The following is a 20,006-nucleotide window of genomic DNA, read 5'->3' as shown; positions in this document are numbered from 1 at the left end:
GAGGGGCGCTAACCGCCCAGCGTCAGTACCGCCGACGACTCCGCGCCGCTCGACGCGTTGATCGCCGAACCGGGCCGCACCGGAGCCTGGCGCATGAAGACGCCGGCGAAGCGGCCGCCGAACACCAGCGGTGCCAGCACCACTTCACGCCCGCCGGACGGCCCGACGCCCGGCAGACCGACCACGGACGGCCGCACCCGCTCCTGCAGCACATGGCGCTCGCGCGGGTCCGCGAGCCGTTCCCGCAGCTCCGCCGCCCAGGACCGGTCGTCCTCGGCCAGGAAGCCGAAGGCCAGGTCCTTGCCGCCGTAGGCCGAGGCGGGCTTGCAGAGCAGCCGCTCGCGTGCGGCGACCGCGCGGTCGAGGGTCTCCGGCCGCAAGCGGAAGGTCACCGGCACGTACTCGCGGACGAGGGCCTGTTCCTCGTCGGTCAACAGGCCCTGGAAATCGGGGTCGTGGAGCAGGGCCAGGTTCGCCTTGTTGTCGTGGAGCGCGGCGGCGGGCGAGCCGATGAAGTCCAGCTTTCCGGCCGTGTCGAGCTCCATCAGCGCACGGGTCAGCGCGGGCGGCACGAAGTTCTTCGTCTCGTGCCAGGTGTACGCGGTGAACACGGCGTCCACCCGCGTGCCCCGGAAGTGGGCCCCGTCGTCGGTGAGGTCCAGCTCGGTGATCAGCCCGCAGCTGATGTCGTGGCCCGCGGAGCGGATCATGTCGACGAAGAACCGGCGGCCACCGTCGAGGTCCGCCGGGTTGGCGGTGGCCTCGAAGACGTGCAGCGGCCCGTCGCCGCGCGCCCGGGTGAGCCCGGCGAAGACGTCGAGCCACACCCGCGCCGTGTCGGGGCCGTCCAGCCGCAGTCCGCGCCCGGCCAGGAAGGCGGCGTACCGCGAATCGCGGGTCGCGCCGGTGTACGGGGCGAGCGTGCTGAGTCCGCCCAGTGAGGCGGCCACGTTCAGCTCGACGAGCTTCAGTCCCGCGTCGGTGACGACCAGGTCGGGCCGCATGAAGGCGGTGGCGACCCGGCGCAGCCGGGGCCGGTCCAGCGCCTCGGTCATCAGGGCCGCGTCCTCGTCCGGCAGGCCGAGGTAGCCGGCCCACGCCGTCAGGTCGTCGCCGAAGACGCGGCGCGGGAAGCCCGAGATCAGTTCGGCGAGCCGCACCCCGACCGTCTCGACGGTGCGTGCCGCCTCGGCGGTGAAGGCGTGCGGCGGGTACTGGTGGCGCCAGACGGGCCGGTGCAGCCGCTCGGTGAACCACTCCCGGTCGGTCTCGGCGGCGGGCGTCGCCGCGAACTCGTCCCAGGCCGCGAGGGCGCGCGGCTCCAGCCAGGACCACGCGTCGGGCCCGGCCGCCCGGCCCTCGGTCGCCCCGGCCTGCGTGACGGCGCCGCTCATGACAGCTTCCCCGCGGTCCGCAGCGCCGCGAGCACGGTGTTGACGGCCTCCGAGGACTTGTCCTCGCCGGTCGCCCGGTAGTGGTAGCTCAGCCCGCCCGGGTTCACCATGTTGACCTCGATGACGTACGGGAACGCCAGGTCGATGCCCGAGTAGAAGATGCCGAGGTCCGTCATCCGCTTGCCCAGCGCGCGGACGAACTCGTCCTCCTCCGGGGTGAGTTCGAGGGCGGCGAAGCCCGCGCCCAGGGTGGCGTTGGACCGGTGGTCGTTCTCCGGGTGGAAGCGCAGGAACCCGGAGACGGGGACGTCGCCCGCGAGGATGACCCGCTTCTCGTTGGTACGGATGTTGGGGATGTACTCCTGGACCGCGGTGTGCCGTTTGGCCATGCCGATGACGTCACGGCCGTAACGCCCGTAGCGGGAGGCCGCGTTGCCGGTGGCGTTGGCGAGCAGGGCCGAGCGGTTGCGGTCGCCCTTGTTGACGACGAACACGTCCGCCCCGCAGCCGCCGTTGGTCGGCTTCACGACCCAGGAGCGGTCGCCGTCGGCCTCGACGAGCCGGTTGAGCTGGTCGAAGTCGTTCGAGACGTACGAGACCGGGAGGTGCTCGGCGGGGACCACGGCACCCAGGTTGATCTTGGTGTTCAGGTAGAACAGCGCGGACGCGTCGTTGACGAACGGCACCCGCTGGTTGAGCAGCCACAGCAGCTGGAAGGAGTCGGTACCCGACTCCGGGTGCGTACCGGCCAGCACCCACACGAGGTCGAACTCCTCGGCGGAGGCGTACGGCAGGCTCAGCTCGGGGAAGCTGCCGCCGCTGGTGAACTCCTCGCTCAGCCGCACCCGGTCGCAGACGACGACGGAGTCGTGCACGCACAGGGTGTCGATGTCACCGATGTGCACCTCGTGGCCCTCGCGGTGGAGGGCACTGGGGATGATCGAGTGGTTGTTCAGCTCGAAGGTGGACGCCCCGGAGACCAGGACCAGGATCTTGTACGGCAAGGGATGCACCTTGTTCTGTGAGGTGTGGGTGGGGTGGGCCCCGTGGGTGGGGTTCGGGCGGTCAGGCCGACTTCGATCCCGCCGTGAGGGTCCGGACCGCTCGGGCGAGGTTGTTCTCCAGCTCCTCGCGGGTGTCTCCGGTGCCGACCACGAACGCGTGCCGGTCGCCCGATCTGCGGACCTCCGGCGGGATCGCGCCCGCGGGCACGCTGATGTGCACCTCCGCGACGCCGGGCAGCGAGGCGACGAGTTCGGTGCTGATGCCGTGCAGCGGGACCATGCGGTCGAAGGTGACGTACCGGATGCCGGCGACCCGCCTGCGAGGGCCGGCCGGGAGCGGTTCGAGGCCGAGGACGGCGGCGATCGTCCGGGCGAAGACGTCCTCGCCGAGGGCCAGGTCCAGCATGTCGCTGATGCGGTCGCCGCCGGGCCGCCCGTGCGACTCGATGAGCCGGGGTCCGGCGGCGGTCAGCATGACCTCGGTGTGCGAGGGACCGTAGCGGTAGTCCACGGCGTCCAGCACGGCGGTGACCAGCTCGGCGATCGACTCCTCGGCCGCGGGGCCGAGCGTCACGGGCAGGGTGTGCCCGGTCTCCACGAAGTGCGGGGCGCCCGTGGTCGCCTTCTCGGTGACGGCCAGGACGCGGTGGCCCTCGGGCGAGGTGACCGCCTCGACGGAGTACTCGGTGCCGGCCAGGAACTCCTCGACCAGGTGGGGTGTGGTGAACTCCGCCGCGCCGGTCACGAAGGCCTCGGCCTCCGCGCGGTCCGCCAGGTACCGCACCCCCGAACTGCCCGTGCCGTCCACCGGCTTGACCACGCAGGGGAAGCCGATCCGGTCGGTCGCGGGCAGGATCTGGTCCCGGCCGGTGCACAGGGCGTGGGCGACCGGCGCCCCGGCCCGGTCGCCGACCACGGCCCGCAGCCGTGCCTTGTCCTTGAAGGCGGCCAGCGCACCGGGAGGGTTGCCGGGCCAGCCGAGCCGCTCGTTGACCACCGCGGCCGTCGCGCAGCCGAGTTCACCGAAGCCGAAACAGCTGACCGGCGCGGGGAGGTCCATCGCCCGCAGCAGTTCGACGAGTTCACCGGGATCCTCGATCCAGGCACTGCGCAGCGGCTCGCCGGGCGCGTTGTCCGGCAGGGGTGCGGTGGGGTCGCCGACGACGATCATCGCGCAGCCGAGCCGCACGGCCGCGTCGATGACCCGGTCCCGGGGATTGAGCAGTACCGCCGTCGGGATGCGGCGGTCGGTGTCCGGTGCGTCAGCCATGCTGGGCCCGCGCTTTCGGTAGAAGGAGACTGGTCAGCGCCGCGCAGAGGGAGAGGGAGACGAGCACCAGCCAGATGCCGCTGCCGCCGCTGAGGGACTGGAGCAGATAGCCGCCCATGCTGGAACCGAGGAGGCTGCCGACCGCGCCGACGGCGCTCATCGTGCCGAGGGCGAGTCCGGTGCGGAGCGGCGAACTCGCCCTGACCGCCTGTTCGTCCAGGCTGGGCGAGATCAGCATCTCCGCGAAGGTGACCGGCAGGACGAACACGAACAGCGAGAACCAGCCGGTGAGCGGGATGAACACGGCGTAGGCGAGGGCGAAGGCCAGGAAGCCGGCGAGCAGCAGGGTCCGTGCCTGGGCGCGGTGGAACACATGGCGCAGCAGGGTGTACTGACACAGCACCACGAGTGCGCCGTTGACGATGAAGACGACCGAGATCGCGGCGGTGCTCCCGGTCGTCCGCTCGGCGGTGATGGGCATGACGACGTTGAGCTGGCTGTAGATCGCCCAGTACGCCACGCCGAGCAGACAGAGCGGCAGCCACTGCCACAGTCCCCAGCCGTCACCGGCCGCGCGGGCCGCCGTGTCCTTGCCCGGGGTCCGCGGTCCGGGCGCCGTCCGCCGCACCGGGCGCACGGTCAGCCGTATGCCGAGCAGCAGGTGGGAGAGCACGCAGGCGCCCAGGATCCAGCCGAAGCCCAGCGGGTACACGAGCGCGCCCAGCGCGGGTCCGGCCACCACACCGATGTTCACGAAGGTCGAACGCAGCGCGAGCATCTCGCGGGGTTCGACACCGTCCTCGGTGACCAGCAGGGTCTTGACGGACAGGCCGAGCAGCGAGCCGCCGACGCCGATCGCCGCGATACCGGCGACCAGCGGCACGAGCCGGGTGCCGTCCGGGCCGCCCACGCCGAGACCGACGCCCAGCAGCAGATATCCGCCGATGCGCAGGGTGAAGCCCGCCGTCAGCACCGACCGGGTGCCGAACCTGTCCACGATCAGCCCGGACACCAGTGAGAAGCCCTGGCCGCAGAAGGCGAGCAGTCCGACGAGGAATCCCGTCCTGGCGGCCGGCACGCCCTGTGCGGTGAACTCCAGCGCCAGCAGCGGCAGGAACATGAACGTCGTCAGACCGGTGAGGAGCACCGTCGTGAGCAGGACACGTCCGGCCGGCGACATCCGGCGCCAGGTGTTCATGACGCCTCGTCCCCCGGGCCGCCGTCGTCCAGGTGCTCCAGGTTGGCCATCAGCCAGGCCTCGGTCTCCAGCAGCCGCTCCTCCACCTGCTCGGCGTCGGCGCCGGCGACGATCACGAAGCACAGGTGCGAGGTGCTGTTCTGGGCCACGGCGCCGGGCGCGAGCCCTTCGTTGACCTGGTATTCACGCACCCATGCGAACGGCGGCCGGCCCGGAGCGCGGACCGGCCGGCCCTGTGGCAGCACGGAGACCGAGCCGTGCACCTCGGCGGGCGGGCCGGCGGGCGGCGCCTCGACGGGCAGTCCGACCGAGTGGCGCAGCCAGGCGGAGTGGAGGTCGACGCCGTAGGTGGCGCGGGTGAGCGCGGGAATGCGGTTGCCGCCGACCCGGGAGGCGATCTCGCAGAGCACCAGTTCGTCGTCCGGGGTGTGGAAGACCTCCAGGTGGTACGCGCCGACCTCCGGTGTGTCGAAGGCCGCCAGCACCCGGTCGAGGAACTCCTCCAGGCGCCGGGCGAGCGGATCGCCGGGGCGCAGCTGCACCGAGCCGTTGTTCTCCCCGGAGAAGACCCCGAGGCAGCTGCGCAGATAGCGGGAGGCGGCCACGAAGCGGTAGCCGGGGGCGAGCACCGCGTCGACGTGGCACATCCGGCCCTCGACGAACTCCTCGGCGAGCAGGTCGTCCCGCCAGTGCCGGCGGCTGAACGCGGTCAGGTCGTCCTCGTCGCGCAGGACGACGATGTCGCGCGAGCCGCCCTGCTTCACCGGCTTGACGACCACCGGGAAGCCGTTCGCCTCGATGAACCCGGTGAGGTCGGTGAACGTCTCCAGGCGGGCGAAGCGCGGGACGCGCACGGCGGCGCCGGCGACCCGCTTCATCACCGCCTTGTCGCGGAAGGACAGGGCGCTCGCCGCCGACTGGCCCGGGATGCCGAGGTCCGCGCGGATCCGGGCGGCGCGCTCCAGGTCGTACTCGTTGTCCGTGACGAGGTGGGTGAACGGCTGCTCCGCGGCGAGCCGGCGGATCGTCAGTTCCGGGTACGGGACGAACTCGCAGTCGGGTACGTACTCGTAGCGCGCGAGGCCCTCGGTGTTCTTCAGCTCGTTGTGGCTGAACACGTGGAGCCGGTCCGCCACTTCGGCGAGCATGGCGGCGTAGTCGTGCTGGGGGCCGTAGTTGATGACGGCGATCCGGCTCATGCGGCGTTCCTCGGGGAGCTCTGGCCGACCGGGACGACCGGGAGGTCGTCCCGGACGTCGTACGGCCTGCGGGCCCAGTGCATCGTGGACCAGGGGCCCGTCATCCGGGACAGTTCGGAGATGGTGTGCGGCCGGTACTCGGGGTCCTGGACGAGCGGGCCGTCGGGCGGGAAGACCCGGTCGACATAGCGGTGTCCGGGGTCGGCCGCGAGGAAGACGACGGGGCCGCCGTCCGGTTCCTGCCGGCGGATGTGCCGGGCGACCTGCCATCCGGCGCCCGCGGAGAGCCCGGCGAAGACACCGGTGGTGGACAGCAGATGGCGGCAACCGGCCGCGGAGACGTCGAAGTTGATCCAGTGGATGTCGTCGTAGGCGGTGTAGTCGATGTTGGCGAAGCGGATTCCGCTGCCGATCCCGGCGATGATGAAGCCGTCCAGCGGTATCGCCTCCGAGCCGAAGGAGCGGCTGCCGAAGGGCTGGATCCCGGCGACCCGGACGTCGTTGCCCGACGCCCGCAGGTAGCGGCTCATCGCGCTGGTCGACGCTCCGGTGCCGACCCCGCCGACCAGCGTGACCCCCGTCGACCCCAACTCCTTGACCAGGGTGTTCGCGACGCTCTCGTAGCCGATGTAGTGGACGTCGTCGTGGTACTGCTGCATCCAGTACGCGTCCGGGTTCTCCTTCAGGTACGTGTGGACCAGCCGGACCCGGGTCTCCTGGTCGTGCTGGAGGCCGTCGTCGCCGGAGGAGGGGACCTGGGTGTAGGTGGCCCCGAGGTACTTGAGCTGGGTGCGGATGGCCGCGTCGACCGCCACGGAGGCGAAGATGTGGCACTTCAGGCCGAACTCACGGCAGACGAGTGCGAGCGCGTGCCCGTAGATGCCGCTGGAGCTGTCCACCACGGTCTGCCCCGGGCGGACGACCTCACGGTCCAGCAGGTCCCTGACCGCGGCGCGGACCGAGGTGACCTTCATGACCTCGAACCGCAGCACATGGATGCCGTTCCCCAGGTCGATGAGGTCGGGTTCCGCCAGTTTCTCGGCGAATGATCTGTACAACGCGCTCTCCTGCCCTTCTGCTGCCCCCGCGTCGACACCGTGCGGACGACGACATACGAAGAGGTCTAGGGGAGGCGGGTCCCGGCGCCCTACCGGCCCGGTCCCGGCGCGTTCCCGTCCGGATCCCGGAGTGATTCGGGACCGGGCCGGGAGGGTTCCCGGAATGGCCCTGCCGAGGATCTCCGGCATGACGACATCCGAACCCGGGACATCCGGCGTGATACCAGGACCCCGCCTGCCCGAACCCGTGCCGCTCGTCTCCGAGGCGGTGCTGGCACACGCCCGCCGCCATCCGGAGCGCACGGCGCTGATCTGCGGCGAGGAGCGGGTCAGCTACGGCGAACTGGCGGCCGGTGCCGCGGCCGTCGCGCGCGCGATCGCCGCGGACGGGACGTATGCGGCCTCCCGCAGAATCGGCGTCGTCGCACACCGGACGGTGGGAGCCGCCGTCCATGCCCTGGGCATCTGGCTGTCCGGACGCTCGTTCGTCTTCCTCGATCCGGCGGCGCCGCACCGCGCCGCCGAGCACATCAGGCACACCGCCGGACTGTCCGTCGTCGTCGACCCTCGCGAGTGGCCGGCCGAGCCCGCGGGGCCCGTCACGGCCCCGGCCGCGTCGTACCCGCCGGACGCGGAGGCGTACGTCCTGTTCACCTCCGGCAGCAGCGGCCAGCCGAAGGGCGTCTCCGTCTCCCTGCGGAACCTGGCGCACTCCAACGCCGCCCGGCTCGCGCTCTACGACGGCTTCGGCACCCCGGTCTTCCTGCTGCTGTCCCCGTTCCACTTCGACTCCTCGATGGCCGGGCTCTGGGGCACCCTCGCGGCCGGCGGCACCCTCGTCGTCGCCGACGCGGACGAACGGCGCGTCCCCCAGGCCGTCCTGGGCCTGATCGCACGGCACCGGGTCACCCACACCCTGACCGTCCCCGGCTTCCACACGGAGCTGCTGCACACGCTGCGCGAGGACGAGCGGCACGCGGCCGGGGCGGCCTCGCTGCGGCTGGTGACCAGCGCCGGCGAGACGCTGCCGCAGAGCGTCGTCGACCAGCACTTCGCGCTGCTGCCCGGCGTGGCCCTCAGCAACGAGTACGGCCCCACCGAGTGCACCGTCTGGTCCACCGCCCGGATCTACGAGAAGCCCGGACCGACCGGCATCGGCTTCCCGATCCCCGGCACCTCGCTGCGCCTGCTCGACGACCGGCTGCGGCCGGTACCGGCCGGCGCGGTGGGGCAGATCGCCGTCTGCGGCCCAGGGGTCGCCCGGGGCTACGTCGGCGACGCACGGCAGACGGCGGCGAAGTTCGTCGAACTGCCCGCCGCGACCACGGCCGAGCCGCCCGTACGCGCCTACCTCACCGGGGATCTCGGCCGGTGGTCGGACGAGGACGGCCTCGAGTTCGTCGGGCGGCTGGACAACGAGGTGAAGATCCGCGGCGTGCGCGTGCACCTGGAGACACTGGAGGAGGCGCTGACGGCGCACCCCGACGTCCGCGCCGCCGCGGTGGCGTACGACGCGGAGAACGCCGTCTGCCACGCCTTCGTGGTCGCGGAGCCCGGCGCCGAACCGGCCGCCGCCCCGATCCGCGGCTTCCTGGAGACGGAACTCGGCGCCGCCGTGGTCCCCGACCGGATCGTCTTCGTCCCGGCCCTGCCCCGCACCGCCCACGACAAGACCGACCGGGCCGCGCTGCTGGCTTCCACGGCCCCGCCCGCGGAACGGGAGCGAATACCGGAGCAGGCCGCCCGGCCGCCGCAGGACGACGCCCTCGCCGACCACATCGCCCGTGTCTGGGAGAAGGTCCTCGGCGTACCGGTGGCCTCGTCCGAACAGGACACGTTCTTCTCGCTCGGCGGCAACTCCCTGACCGTGATCAGGCTCTCCCGGGCACTGGGCGAGCTGGCCGGCCGCCCGGTCGGGGTCAAGAACGTCTACCGCTGCGGCACGATCCCCCAGCAGGTGGATCTGTTGTCGCGGCTCTGAGCGACGGGGTTCCCATGTCCACGTACATCAGACCCGGCAGGCCCACACCCAGCGGCCCCGCCCACACCCATGCCGGCTCCGTGCTCTGTTTCCCGCACGCCGGCGGCTGCGCCTCGTTCTTCCGGTCGTGGCAGCAACTGCTGCCCACGGCCCGGGTGCACGCCGTGCAGTACCCCGGGCGCGAGGACCGGTTCGCGGAGCCCGCGCCCCAGAGCCTGTCCGCCCTCGCCCGCGCGGTGACGGAGGAGATCCTGGCCGGCGACGAACGGTACTCCCTGCTGTTCGGGCACAGCATGGGCGCGTACGTCGCCTTCGAGGTGGACCGTCTGCTGCGCGAGGCCGGTGTGCCCACGCCCACCCTGGTGCTCTCCTCGGCGGCGGCCCCCGCCCTGCGGCCACCGGTCCCCTACGAGGAGGACGCCGACGTACTGGCGTACCTCGAACGGTACGAACCGCTGAGCGCCGAACTCCGGCAGGACGAGGAGCTGCTCGCGCTCCTCCTGGAGTACGTCAAGGACGATCTCAGGCTCGTGTCCGGCTACCGGGAACACACCGGGAAGCGCACCGCCGCCCGGCTGGTCAGCGTGGTCGGCGAGCGGGACATCCCAGAGATCCGGTCGCGGGCCGGGCGGTGGCGGGACCACGCGGGGGGCGAGTTCGTCCAGGTGGTGAAGCCGGGCGGGCACTTCTACCTGCGTTCGGAGCCGCCCGTCGGGCTGATCGCCGCCGAGCTGGCCCGCGCCGGGAGTCCCGACTCCCGTTCCACATGGACTTCCTGAGGGGGAATGCAGCATGCCGTACACCCACACCGACCCGACCGGGCATCCGGGAGACCTACAGGACCTCGCCGAACTGCGCCGCGAGGCCGGCCGGCTCATCGACGGACGGACCTACCGGCACGGCAGTCCCTTCGAACTGTGGCGGCGGATGCGGCAGGCCGCCCCCGTGCTGTGGCACGAGCCCGGCGTCTTCCCCGGCTTCTGGTCGCTGACCCGGCACGACGAGATCAAGGAGGTGCTCAGGGACGCCGACGCGTTCAGTTCCTCGTCCGGCATCCTGCTGCGCCCGCTGTCCCAGGGCGAGGACCCCGGCGGCAACCGGACCCTGGCGCTGTCCGACCCGCCACGCCACCGCGTGCTGCGCGGAGCAGTCGCCGGCTGGTTCGCGCCCAGGAACCTGCGGCTGCTCCAGTCCGCCCTGGACGCCTCGGCGCGGCGGATCGTCGAGGCGGCCGTACAAAAGGGCCGGTTCGACTTCGTGACCGAGGTCGCCGCGCAGTTGCCGGTGGAGGTCGTCTGCGCGTTCCTCGGCATTCCGGACGAGGACCGGCCGCAGATCATCGAGTGGTCGACGGACGCCTTCTGCGCCGCCACGGCGGAGGACCGCAGCCTGGCCCACCTGGAGATCCTGGACTACTTCGGCGACCTGGTGGAGCGCCGCCGGACCGATCCGGGCGAGGACCTCGTCAGCGTGCTGGCCGGGGTGCGCTACGAGGGCGAACCGCTCCCGCTCGACGAGGTGGTGCTCAACTGCGACAACCTGCTGGTGGGCGGCACGGAGAACGTCCGGCTCGCCATGTCGGGCGGGATGCTGGCGCTCCTGGACCACCCGGACCAGTTCGAGCTGCTGCGCCGGAACATCGACGACGCCGGGGTGATGGAGTCCGCGATCGACGAGATCCTGCGCTGGACGTCGAGCGCCACGCACATCGTGCGGCGGACGACCCGGGACGTGGAGCTCGGCGGCGAGCGGATCCGCCGGGGCGATCTCGTCGTGTGCTGGCTGACGGCGGCCAACCGCGACCCGGCGCATTTCCCCGACCCCGACCGCTTCGACCTCCGGAGGTCCCCGAACCGGCATCTGGCGCTGGGCGCGGGCCCGCACTACTGCGTGGGCACCCAGCTGGCACGGCTGGAGATCCGGGCCGTGCTGCGGGAGTTCTTCGCGCGGGTGGACCGAGCGGTACCGGACGGCCCGGCCGAGCGGCTGGAGTCCATCGTGGTCAACGGCTTGCGGACCCTTCCCATCCGTTTGACCTCCGCATATGCCCTTCCCACCGGTACCGGTCCGGGAACGGGGCGGGAAGGGCCGCGGTGAGCATTCCGACTACGCGAAGCAGGGAAGCGCCGGCGCACCTCATCCGGAACACGCCCGTCCTCGCACCCGCACACACACCCACCGGACTCGCAGAAACGAAGGTGCACGGAATGCGCAGCAAACTGGCCGTACTCGCCGGAATCCTCACCATCGCCCTCGCCTCGGGAATCGGCGCCCTCACGCACGAGGTGTCCGCCCCCGCCGCCGGCCACGCCGTCCTGGCCAACGGCACCGGCCCGGGCAGCACCGGCTCCTGACCCGGCCGCCGGTGGGCCCGCTCACCGGCGTACGCCCGTCATCCCGGCGTAGAGCTCGTTCGCGCCGAGCCGGTGCGCGGCCGCCTCCCGTACGTCGCCCATGCCGTCGAGGGCCTCGGCCATCCCCTCGACGGCATGGGCCACCTCGATCCGGTACTCGATGGCCCCGGCGTGGAACCGCGCGCTGCGGTGCAGTTCCAGGGCCTGCTCGAACTCGCCCCTGCGGCAGTGCACCCGCCCGAGGATGTTCTGGACGGTCGCCTGCCGGGTCGCGGTCCCCTTGGAGCGGATCAGGTGCAGGGCCCGGTCCGCGTACCCGACCGACTCCTCGCCGGCACCGAGCCACTGGCTCGCGTCCGCGGCGAGTGCCAGCGCGTGCGCGTACTCCTCCGGCATCCGCACCTCGTCGCCGAGTTCCAGGGCGCGTTCCACCACGGTGAGTGCGGCCGGGTGCTCCCCGGCGCCGAGCAGGGCCGCCGTCAGATCGGTCAGTGCCGTGATCTCCTCGGCGCGGGCGCCGAGTTCGCGGCTGAGCTGCACCGCGTGCTCGGCGGCCACCACGGCTTCCTGGTACCGGCCGAGCCAGGTGTACACCGTGCTCAGGCTGCACCAGGCGTACGCGCCCTGTCTGCCGTCGGCCATGTCGTGACGCCGTTCGACCGCCTGCTCCAGATAGCCCTGCGCCTCGGGGAAATGACCGAGGCAGCTGTGCAGCAGACCCAGCAGGCTGAGGCAGACCGCCTCGCCGTTGCGGTCCCCGTGGTCCTTCGCGACGCCCAACGCCTCTTCCGCCACCGGGATCCCGTCCCGGAACCGGCCAAGACGCCACCACGCGGAGCCCAGATTCGACAGGCTCACCCGGAGCAGCCCGGGATTCCCGAGCCCGCGGGCCGCGGCCACCGCGATCGTCGCCGCCTGCCGGTACTCCTCCAGGTGGCTGCGCGAGTTGAGATGGAAGACCAGGTTGCGGGAGAGGTGCACGGTCTGGTCGAGGAAGCCCAGCCGCTCGGCGCGCGCGACGGCCGAGAGCAGCGCGCCGTGTTCCCGTTCGAAGAACGACTCCGCCTCGGCGACCTGCCCGCTCGACGGCGGCTCGGCCACCGCCGTGATGGGCGCGTCGTCGGTGCTCCCGTGCGCGGCGACACCGACGGGAACACGCCCCGGATAGAGGATCCCGCACGCCCGGTCCGTCACCGCGAGGAAGTGGTCGAGCAGTCTCCCGAAGGCGGCCCGCTCCTGTCCGGTGTCCGCACCCTCCTCCTCGCGGAGCCGCTGCGCGAAGCTGCGCACCAGGTCGTGGAAGGTGTACCGGCCGATCTCGTGCTGCTCGACCAGGTGCATGTCCAGCAGATGCTCCAGCACCTCCTCGGCCTCGGGCGCCCCGGTGTCGAGCAGGGCGGCCGCCGAGTCGGTGTCGGTCTCGGCGCCCGGGTGCAGCCCGAGCAGCCGGAACGCCTCGCGATGCCTCACGTCCAGTCCGTGGTACGACATCCGCAGGGTGGCCTCGACGCTGCGGTCACCGGACTTCAGCTCGTCGAGCCGGCGGGTCTCGTCCCCGAGCCGGCCCACGAGATGGCCCAGGGTCCACAGCGGCCGGTTGCGCAACCGGGCCGTGGCGATCCGCAGGGCGAGCGGCAGGTTCCCGCACAGGGCCGCCAGCTCGGCCGCCGCCACCGGCTCACCGAGCACCCGCTCCTCGCCCAGCGCGCCGGTGATCAGCGCGAGGCTGTCCGAGGGCGACATCGTCCCGATGGACATCCACTCGGCCCCGTCGAGACCGATCATGCGGGTACGGCTCGTGAGCAGGCCCAGGGAACCCGGGTGCGAGGGCAGCAGCGGGCGGATCTGCGCGGCGTCCGCCGCGTTGTCCAGCACCAGGAGCAGCCGCCGGTTCGCCAGGGTGGCCCGCCACAGGGCGACCCGGCCGTCGAGGTCGTCGGGGATCCGCTCCCCCGCCACGCCCAGGGTGCGCAGCAGCGTGCCGATCACCGTGCCGGGCCGCACCGGCTGCTCGCCGGGGGTGAATCCGCGCAGGTCGACGAAGAGCTGTCCGTCCGGGTACCGCTCGGCCAGCCGGTGCGCGCCCCGGACGACGAGCGCGGTCTTGCCGCTGCCTCCCATGCCGTCCACGGCCACGATCCGCACCGCCCCGTCCTGCGGCGGTGCGGCGTACTCCAGCAGCTGGGTCAGCTCCCGGTCGCGCCCGGCGAAGTCCGTGAGGTCGTGCGGCAGGGTGCACGGGGCCGCCGCCTCGGGCTCGCCTTCGCCGGTCGCCGCGGGCGTCGCCGGCGCGACCGCGGGTTCCGCCAACACGGCGTCCGGTACGGCCAGTTCGGGACTGTCCCGGAGAATGGCCTCGTGCAGCCGGGTCAGTTGGGGACCGGGTTCGATGCCCAGTTCCTCGACGAGCAGTTCTCTGGCCTTGGCGTACTCGGCCAGCGCCTCGGCCTGCCGCCCCGAGCGGTACAGCGCGAGCATCAACTGCCCGCGGAACGACTCCCCCAGCGGATGTTCGGCGACGAGCTCGCGCAGATCACCGATGAGCTCCCGGCTCTCGCCCAGCGTCAGCCGCAGCTCCATCAACTGCTCGACGGCGGCCAGCCGACGCTCCTCCAGTACGACGGAGGCCGCGGCGATCACCGACCCGCCGCCTCCGGGCAGCACGGGGCCGCGCCACAGCACGAGGGCGGTGCGCAGCAGCTCGACGGCCTCGGCGGGGTGGCCCGCCTCCAGCGCGTCCCGCGCCTCACGCAGCCGGTCGGAGAACAGGCTCAGGTCGAGTTGCTCCCGGGCGACGTCCACCCGGTATCCCGGACCGTCGGTGACGATCATCGAAGGCCCGTCCGGGATGCGCTGCCGCAGATCGGCGATCGCCTTGCGCACCTGGTGCGCCGCGGTCGCCGGCGGCTCGTCGTCCCACCCCGCCTCCACCAGCCGCGACACCGGCACCATCCGGCACGGGTCGAGCAGCAAGGTGGTCAGCACCCGCGCCTGGATGGGCCCGCCGAGCCGCAGCCGGACCCCTCCGGCCCTGACTTCCAGCGGCCCCAGGATCGCGAATCTCGCCTCCCCACGCACACCGTCGTCCACTCTGCGTCCCCCTTGACTCCGCTTTCCGCATGATCGTGTGCATGATCATCGAAATCTACGCGTGGTGATTTTAAGCTGTCACCTGTTCACGCAACGTCAAAGAAACAGAAACGATCTCCCGTCGGCAACAGACCGCGAGCGCCGCGGGATCAGTGGACGACGTCGGCAGGTCGGTCGCGACGGTCGCGACGGCCCCCGCATCCCGGCCCATGTCCCGGCCCGTGTTTCGCCCCCGTTTCCGTTACGTCCGGACGGATACGTAATGGTCAAGAATCAGCCCCGAACGCTTGTGGGATTTCGCAGGAGCGGCAGATCATTGGCCGAATCCCGCCCCCGTCCCCGCAACTCCCCCCTCCCAACTCCGCCCCTCCTCCCCCCACTCCCCTCCTCCCCGAACCCGCAGGAGCCCCGGTGGCCGCTGGTCAGATCGCCCCCGAGCCGGCCGCGCCGGCCGCAGCACAGGTGGAGCGGCAGAAGCTGCGCAAGCACTTCGGCCGTTTCGACATCCTCTTCTTCCTCCTCTGCACGATCGTCGGCGTCGACACCATCGGCACGGTCGCCTCGTCCGGCGCCGAGGCGTTCACCTGGCTCATCGTGCTGGCCGCGGTGTTCTTCATCCCGTCCGCGCTGCTGATCGCCGAGCTGGGCGCCGCGTTCCCCGAGGAGGGCGGCCCCTACATCTGGACCAGCCGGGCCTTCGGCCGCCTCGCGGGCGCCGTCAACAACTTCCTGTACTGGATCACCAACCCGGTCTGGCTCGGCGGCACCCTCGCCGTCTCCGCGGTCACGGCGTACACGACCTTCTTCAACGACGGCAAGGACCTCAGCACCCCCGCCTTCTACGTCTTCGCCCTCGTCTTCATCTGGGTGGGCGTCCTCGCCGCGATCCTCTCCTTCGACGTCGGCAAGTGGATCCCCACCATCGGCGCCTGGAGCCGCTTCGTCCTGCTCGGCCTGTTCACGATCACGGTCGTCGTCTACGGCATCCAGCACGGCCTGCACGGTTTCGGCCCCGGCGACTTCTCCCCGACGTACGCGGGCTTCGTCGGCCTGGTCCCCGTCCTGATGTTCAACTACGTCGGCTTCGAACTGCCCAACACCGCCGGCGACGAGATGACCGACGCCCAGAAGGACGTCCCCTTCGCGATCTTCCGCAGCGCCGCCCTCGCCGTACTCCTCTACGCCCTCCCCATCCTCGGCATCCTGCTCGTCCTCCCGGTCAAGGCCATCACCGGCCTCGGCGGCTTCCTCGACGCGATCCGCCAGGTCTTCACCGTCTACGGCGGTGACGTGGCCGCCGACGGCACCGTCACGAGCAGCGGCGCCGGCACGGTCCTCGGGGACATCGCCGCGGTCCTGTTCATCCTCACGGTGCTGTCCTCCGGCGTCACCTGGGTCATGGGCTCCGACCGCGCCCTCGCCGTCTCCGGCTACGACGGCGCGGCGCCCCGCTTCCTCGGCGTCATCTCCAGCCGGTTCGGCACGCCGGTCCGGGTCAACATCCTCAGCGGCCTGGTCTCCACCCTCGTCCTGGTCCTGGCCCACCAGCTCACCAACGGCAGCGCGGCCAAGCTCTTCGGTGCCGTCCTCGGTCTCGCCGTATCCACCACCCTGGTCAGCTACCTGGGCATCTTCCCGGCCCTGGCGGTACTGCGCCGCAAGGCCCCGGACGTCCCCCGCCCCTACAAGGCGCCCTTCCCCCGCACCATCAGCACGGTCCTCACGGTGCTCATCCTGTTCGCCAGCGTGCAGCTGATCGCCCCCGGCTTCGGCGACCACTGGTTCGGCGCCGACTACCTCCCGGACGGTTGGACCCACGCCGAGCGCTGGAAGTACCTGCTGACGGAGCTCGTACCGCTCGTCGCCTTCATGCTCCTCGGCGTCCTCTTCTGGGCCCTGGGCAAGCCGACCCGCACGGCCAACTCGGTCTCGCTCGCCAAGGAGTAGCGTTCCGGTCGGTCACCGGAGAACCGGGAACCTGAATCCGGGAAACGACAGAAGGAACCGAACCGCCGTGCCCCTGCGCTGTGTCGTCCTCGACGACTACCAAGACGTGGCGACCGAACTCGCCGACTGGTCGGCCGTCGAGGACACCGTGGAGGTCGTGAGCCTGCGTCAACACCTCGACGACGAGGGCGAGTTGGCCGCCGCGCTCGCCTCCGCCGACATCGTCGTCACCCTGCGCGAACGCGTCGCCTTCCCCGCCTCGCTCCTCGCCCGCCTGCCCCGCCTGAAGCTGCTGATCGCCTCCGGCATGCGCAACTCCGTCATCGACTACGCCGCCGCGAAGGCGCACGGCGTCACCGTGTGCGGTACGGCCAGCTCCTCGACCCCGCCCGTCGAACTGACCTGGGCGCTCCTGCTGGGCCTCGCCCGCGGGATCGTCGAGGAGGCCAACTCCCTGCGCGGCGGCGGCCCTTGGCAGCGGACGGTCGGCGCCGACCTGCACGGCCGCACCCTCGGACTGCTCGGGCTCGGCAGGATCGGCAGCCGTGTCGCACAGGTGGGCCTGGCCTTCGGCATGCGCGTCACGGCGTGGAGCGAGCACCTCACGAAGGAGCGCGCCGACGAGGTGGGCGTCCAACTCGCCCCGGCCAAGGAGGAGTTGCTCGCGGACAGCGACTTCGTCTCGGTCCACCTCGCCCTCGGCGACCGCACCCGCGGTCTCCTCGGCCCCGCCGAACTCGCCCTCCTCAGGCCCACCGCGTACCTGATCAACACCTCACGCGCGGCGATCGTCGACCAGGACGCCCTGCTCACCGCCCTGCGCGAGGGCCGCATCGCCGGCGCCGGCCTCGACGTCTTCGACAGCGAGCCCCTCCCCGCCGGCCACCCGCTGCGCACGGCCCCGCGCCTGCTCGCGACACCCCACCTCGGCTATGTGTCGCGGGCCAACTACACGACGTACTACGGCCAGGCCGTCGAGAACATCCAGGCCTACCTGACGGGTTCCCCCGTACGGCAGCTGCCGTAGAACCCAGGGCCCGTACGGCGGCTGCCGTGGAAACAGCGGGTCACGCGGCTGTCGACAGCCGGTAGATTCCCTCGCTCCGCCGCAGGTGATGGAGGTCCACCAGGTAGCGCCGGAGCGTCACATGGTCGACCTCGCCCTCGTCGCACCAGGCGCGCAGCTTCTCGTTGACGATCCGCTCGGGGTACTCCATGCCCGGGGCGAAGGTCTGCTCGGCGATGTGCTGGAGCACCACCTGCTTGCGGGTCCACTGGGCGGGGAGGCGGACGAGGCGGCCGCCCCGGACGAAGGTCCGCAGGATCATGTCGGTGTGCTCGTCGCCGGTGGCCGGGCCGTCCTCGGCCGGCTCGCCGCCCTCGCGGGCCAGCTTCTTGAACAGGTCGTAGTCGACGCGCAGTTCGCCGTCGTCCATGGTCTTCACCACGCCCTGTTCGCGCAGCCGCAGCAGGGCGACGGCCGTGCCCCTCGGGGTCAGGCCGGCCACCTCGGCGACCCGCTCGGAGGTCTCCGCGCCCAGGGCCACCGCCGCGAAGGCACGCACCCGGTTCTCCTCGGCGAACAGCCGGATCAGTTGGTCGGTTGCCATGTCCGGAGGCTAATGGACACCCACCCGTCGAGGGCACCGAATTTCCGGCCGTCGAACATCCGCGCCCGGCGCTCGAAGTCGTGTTCAAAACGGTGATCCCCGCGCTGTCGCCGTTACCAGCCATGCGCCGCCGCGTTGAACCCGAAGTGCGGTGGCGAGTCGTGCCGTCGCACTCATCGAACCAAAGGAGAACGTGATGTCTCGCATCGCGAAGGCGGCCGTTGTCGCCCTCGGCACGGGTGCCGTGGCGCTCGGTGGCGCCGGCCTGGCCATGGCGGACGCGGGCGCGCAGGGTGCGGCCGTCGGTTCGCCCGGCGTCCTGTCGGGCAACGTCGTGCAGGTGCCGGTCCACATCCCGGTCAACGTCTGCGGCAACACCATCAGCGTGATCGGCCTGCTGAACCCGGCCTTCGGCAACACCTGCGCCAACGTGAGCGGCCACGGCCACCCCGGCCACCCCGGCCCGGGCTACGGCGGCAACGGCTACGGCCACTGATTCGACCGCACACGCGGACGGACCTACGCGAAGAGCCCCGGCACCTCAGGCGCCGGGGCTCTCCCCGTGTCCGCGACCGGTCAACCGTACCGATAGATGCTGCTGACGTCCTCCAGCTGCTCCGGCGTCACGTCCCACGGCGGCATCCGCTCCTGCCGTGCCACGACCCGCCCCTCCTGGTCGTCGCCGGCGCCCGGCGGCTTCGCCGGCAGATAGTGGGCGCCGCGGTGCCTGCTCTGCCAGCGCGACCACTGGAGGTCGACGAAGGCGTGGTGCAGCCAGAAGACGGGGTCGTTGACGGACGCGCCGCCGAGCATCACGCCCCCGACCCACTTGTGCACCCGGTTGTGGTTGCGCCAGGACGCGCTGCCCCGCCCGGTGCCCCACCCCTCCAGCCGGTTGCGGAACCCCGTGCGGCAGGTCGAGTCCCAGGGCGGGATGTCGTAGACCGGGTCGGCGAGCGCCCCGTCCAGGTCGGCCTTCGTCGGCAGCGTGATCGGGGAGCCGGCCCGGCCCAGGTCCCTTGTGAGGTACGGCTCGTCGGTGATGTTCTCCGTGATCTTCCACTTGCCCGTCGCGTAGGCGAACGGCCCGGTCGTCACCTGGTGGTCGGAGCGCCGCCCGGTGCCGCCGAGGAGGTCCTTGGTCCAGGGCGTGGAGGTCGCCGAGCGTTCCCGCGTCCAGTCCCAGTAGGGCACCGTCACCGAGGAGTCGACCCGGCGCAGCGCCCGCTCCAGATCCAGCAGGAACTGCCGGTGCCAGGGCAGGAAGGAGGGCGCCATGTGCGCGGAGCGCAGTCCGTACTCCCCGTCGGGCACGAAGTACTCGATGTGCGTACGCACGAACTCGTCGTACTCGCCCCGCCGTTTGATCTCCAGCATCGCCGCCACGAACCGCCGCTTCTCGGCGCTCGTGAGCGTGCTGACGTCCTTACGCGTGTACGCCATGGTCTCCCCCCATGTGCATCTGCCCCATCGGCCCGTCCGCCTCGCGCAGTTCGCGCCCGGGGCTCAGCTCGTCGACGGCCGCGCGGGTCGCCTCCAGGGCGGTGGGATACGAGCGGTAGTGGTCGACCATGCTCAGCCAGGTGCCGTCCGCGCGCCGCATCAGATGCAGCGGCCGGCCGTCCACCGTCACCTGCCACCCGTCCTTCAGGACACCGTGGATACGACGGCCCCGGTACGTCTCGTCGAAGGCGGTGTCCCCGGGGTCCTCGCCGGAACGCGTGGGCCGCGAGGCCGCGACGACGGGCACGAGGGCCACGGCGAGGGCGGCACCGAACACCCCGCGCAACGCCTCCCGCCGCGTCCTGCGCACCGGCCAGGATCTGACCGGCTCCCGGCCCACGGGTACTCCACCGACGCTCACGCTCATGGCCCAACTCCCTCGTCCGTTCCGTCCGTTC

At 71.8% G+C, this 20,006-nt stretch carries 17 protein-coding genes; 7 read left to right on the top strand and 10 right to left on the bottom strand.

Annotated features, from left to right (window positions below; genetic code table 11):
- Window positions 1-8: 8 nt before the first annotated feature.
- Genes OG714_RS32630 through OG714_RS32605 form a run of 6 tightly spaced genes read right to left on the bottom strand, consistent with a single transcriptional unit; the run spans window position 9 to window position 7,123 of the window.
- Window positions 9-1,394 carry a hypothetical protein gene (locus OG714_RS32630; RefSeq protein WP_406126390.1) on the bottom strand — a complete coding sequence of 462 codons (1,386 nt, stop codon included), beginning with the start codon at window positions 1,392-1,394 and terminating at the stop codon, window positions 9-11.
- On the bottom strand, window positions 1,391-2,407 hold the full coding sequence (locus OG714_RS32625) for a RimK family alpha-L-glutamate ligase (RefSeq protein WP_406126388.1): 1,017 nt from the start codon (window positions 2,405-2,407) through the stop codon (window positions 1,391-1,393). The genes OG714_RS32630 and OG714_RS32625 overlap by 4 nt, the downstream gene beginning before the upstream one ends.
- Window positions 2,408-2,459: 52 nt before the next feature.
- Complete coding sequence (locus tag OG714_RS32620; protein WP_406126387.1) at window positions 2,460-3,668, bottom strand: ATP-grasp domain-containing protein; 1,209 nt, start codon at window positions 3,666-3,668, stop codon at window positions 2,460-2,462.
- Window positions 3,661-4,866, bottom strand: a complete 1,206-nt coding sequence (locus OG714_RS32615; protein ID WP_406126385.1) for an MFS transporter — start codon at window positions 4,864-4,866, stop codon at window positions 3,661-3,663. Before OG714_RS32615 ends, OG714_RS32620 begins: the two co-directional genes overlap by 8 nt.
- Entirely contained in the window at window positions 4,863-6,065 is a 1,203-nt protein-coding gene (locus tag OG714_RS32610; RefSeq protein ID WP_406126383.1) for an acetyl-CoA carboxylase biotin carboxylase subunit family protein, read from the bottom strand. Before OG714_RS32610 ends, OG714_RS32615 begins: the two co-directional genes overlap by 4 nt.
- On the bottom strand, window positions 6,062-7,123 hold the full coding sequence (locus OG714_RS32605) for a pyridoxal-phosphate dependent enzyme (RefSeq protein WP_406126382.1): 1,062 nt from the start codon (window positions 7,121-7,123) through the stop codon (window positions 6,062-6,064). The genes OG714_RS32610 and OG714_RS32605 overlap by 4 nt, the downstream gene beginning before the upstream one ends.
- Before the next feature lie 187 nt (window positions 7,124-7,310).
- On the opposite strand from OG714_RS32605, the gene OG714_RS32600 reads away from it, so the two are divergent.
- The 4 genes from OG714_RS32600 (at window position 7,311) to OG714_RS32585 (ending at window position 11,458) form a co-directional block, all read left to right on the top strand.
- Window positions 7,311-9,104, top strand: a complete 1,794-nt coding sequence (locus OG714_RS32600) for a non-ribosomal peptide synthetase (protein ID WP_406126381.1) — start codon at window positions 7,311-7,313, stop codon at window positions 9,102-9,104.
- Between the two features lie 14 nt (window positions 9,105-9,118).
- Window positions 9,119-9,883 (top strand): thioesterase II family protein, encoded by a 765-nt coding sequence (locus OG714_RS32595; protein ID WP_406126380.1) that lies wholly within the window; start codon window positions 9,119-9,121, stop codon window positions 9,881-9,883.
- A gap of 13 nt (window positions 9,884-9,896) precedes the next feature.
- Window positions 9,897-11,201: a cytochrome P450 gene (locus tag OG714_RS32590; protein ID WP_406126378.1), complete on the top strand. Its 1,305-nt coding sequence runs from the start codon at window positions 9,897-9,899 to the stop codon at window positions 11,199-11,201.
- Between the two features lie 110 nt (window positions 11,202-11,311).
- A complete protein-coding gene (locus tag OG714_RS32585) occupies window positions 11,312-11,458 on the top strand; it encodes a hypothetical protein (RefSeq protein ID WP_406126377.1) in 147 nt (48 codons plus the stop codon).
- A gap of 21 nt (window positions 11,459-11,479) precedes the next feature.
- Here OG714_RS32585 and OG714_RS32580 read toward each other — a convergent pair whose 3' ends face one another.
- Window positions 11,480-14,548, bottom strand: a complete 3,069-nt coding sequence (locus OG714_RS32580; RefSeq protein WP_406126375.1) for an AfsR/SARP family transcriptional regulator — start codon at window positions 14,546-14,548, stop codon at window positions 11,480-11,482.
- A gap of 411 nt (window positions 14,549-14,959) precedes the next feature.
- On the opposite strand from OG714_RS32580, the gene OG714_RS32575 reads away from it, so the two are divergent.
- Both OG714_RS32575 and OG714_RS32570 read left to right on the top strand, forming a co-directional pair.
- On the top strand, window positions 14,960-16,495 hold the full coding sequence (locus OG714_RS32575; protein ID WP_406126373.1) for an APC family permease: 1,536 nt from the start codon (window positions 14,960-14,962) through the stop codon (window positions 16,493-16,495).
- A gap of 67 nt (window positions 16,496-16,562) precedes the next feature.
- Entirely contained in the window at window positions 16,563-17,522 is a 960-nt protein-coding gene (locus OG714_RS32570; protein ID WP_406126372.1) for a D-2-hydroxyacid dehydrogenase family protein, read from the top strand.
- A gap of 40 nt (window positions 17,523-17,562) precedes the next feature.
- On the opposite strand, the gene OG714_RS32565 is transcribed toward OG714_RS32570, so the two are convergent.
- Complete coding sequence (locus OG714_RS32565) at window positions 17,563-18,105, bottom strand: DUF2087 domain-containing protein (RefSeq protein ID WP_406126370.1); 543 nt, start codon at window positions 18,103-18,105, stop codon at window positions 17,563-17,565.
- Between the two features lie 196 nt (window positions 18,106-18,301).
- On the opposite strand from OG714_RS32565, the gene OG714_RS32560 reads away from it, so the two are divergent.
- A complete protein-coding gene (locus OG714_RS32560) occupies window positions 18,302-18,601 on the top strand; it encodes a chaplin (protein ID WP_327403990.1) in 300 nt (99 codons plus the stop codon).
- A gap of 80 nt (window positions 18,602-18,681) precedes the next feature.
- Here OG714_RS32560 and OG714_RS32555 read toward each other — a convergent pair whose 3' ends face one another.
- The gene (locus OG714_RS32555; protein ID WP_406126368.1) at window positions 18,682-19,548 is read right to left on the bottom strand and encodes a tyrosinase family protein; all 867 of its coding nucleotides are present in this window, start codon (window positions 19,546-19,548) and stop codon (window positions 18,682-18,684) included.
- Entirely contained in the window at window positions 19,532-19,975 is a 444-nt protein-coding gene (locus tag OG714_RS32550) for a tyrosinase family oxidase copper chaperone (protein WP_406126367.1), read from the bottom strand. Before OG714_RS32550 ends, OG714_RS32555 begins: the two co-directional genes overlap by 17 nt.
- Window positions 19,976-20,006 lie beyond the last annotated feature (31 nt).

The organism is Streptomyces sp. NBC_00989 (assembly GCF_045162655.1).
Taxonomy (GTDB): Bacteria; Actinomycetota; Actinomycetes; order Streptomycetales; family Streptomycetaceae; genus Streptomyces.
Note: the sequence above shows the minus strand (reverse complement) of the source record. Positions and strands in the feature narration are given on the sequence as shown.

Excerpts from the sequence above, each read along its gene's own strand:
- OG714_RS32630 (WP_406126390.1), bottom strand. The coding sequence starts at position 1,394 with ATGAGCGGCGCCGTCACGCAGGCCGGGGCGACCGAGGGCCGGGCGGCC.
- OG714_RS32620 (WP_406126387.1), bottom strand. The coding sequence starts at position 3,668 with ATGGCTGACGCACCGGACACCGACCGCCGCATCCCGACGGCGGTACTG.
- OG714_RS32615 (WP_406126385.1), bottom strand. The coding sequence starts at position 4,866 with ATGAACACCTGGCGCCGGATGTCGCCGGCCGGACGTGTCCTGCTCACG.
- OG714_RS32610 (WP_406126383.1), bottom strand. The coding sequence starts at position 6,065 with ATGAGCCGGATCGCCGTCATCAACTACGGCCCCCAGCACGACTACGCC.
- OG714_RS32600 (WP_406126381.1), top strand. The coding sequence starts at position 7,311 with ATGACGACATCCGAACCCGGGACATCCGGCGTGATACCAGGACCCCGC.
- OG714_RS32595 (WP_406126380.1), top strand. The coding sequence starts at position 9,119 with ATGTCCACGTACATCAGACCCGGCAGGCCCACACCCAGCGGCCCCGCC.
- OG714_RS32590 (WP_406126378.1), top strand. The coding sequence starts at position 9,897 with ATGCCGTACACCCACACCGACCCGACCGGGCATCCGGGAGACCTACAG.
- OG714_RS32585 (WP_406126377.1), top strand. The coding sequence starts at position 11,312 with ATGCGCAGCAAACTGGCCGTACTCGCCGGAATCCTCACCATCGCCCTC.
- OG714_RS32565 (WP_406126370.1), bottom strand. The coding sequence starts at position 18,105 with ATGGCAACCGACCAACTGATCCGGCTGTTCGCCGAGGAGAACCGGGTG.
- OG714_RS32560 (WP_327403990.1), top strand. The coding sequence starts at position 18,302 with ATGTCTCGCATCGCGAAGGCGGCCGTTGTCGCCCTCGGCACGGGTGCC.
- OG714_RS32555 (WP_406126368.1), bottom strand. The coding sequence starts at position 19,548 with ATGGCGTACACGCGTAAGGACGTCAGCACGCTCACGAGCGCCGAGAAG.
- OG714_RS32550 (WP_406126367.1), bottom strand. The coding sequence starts at position 19,975 with ATGAGCGTGAGCGTCGGTGGAGTACCCGTGGGCCGGGAGCCGGTCAGA.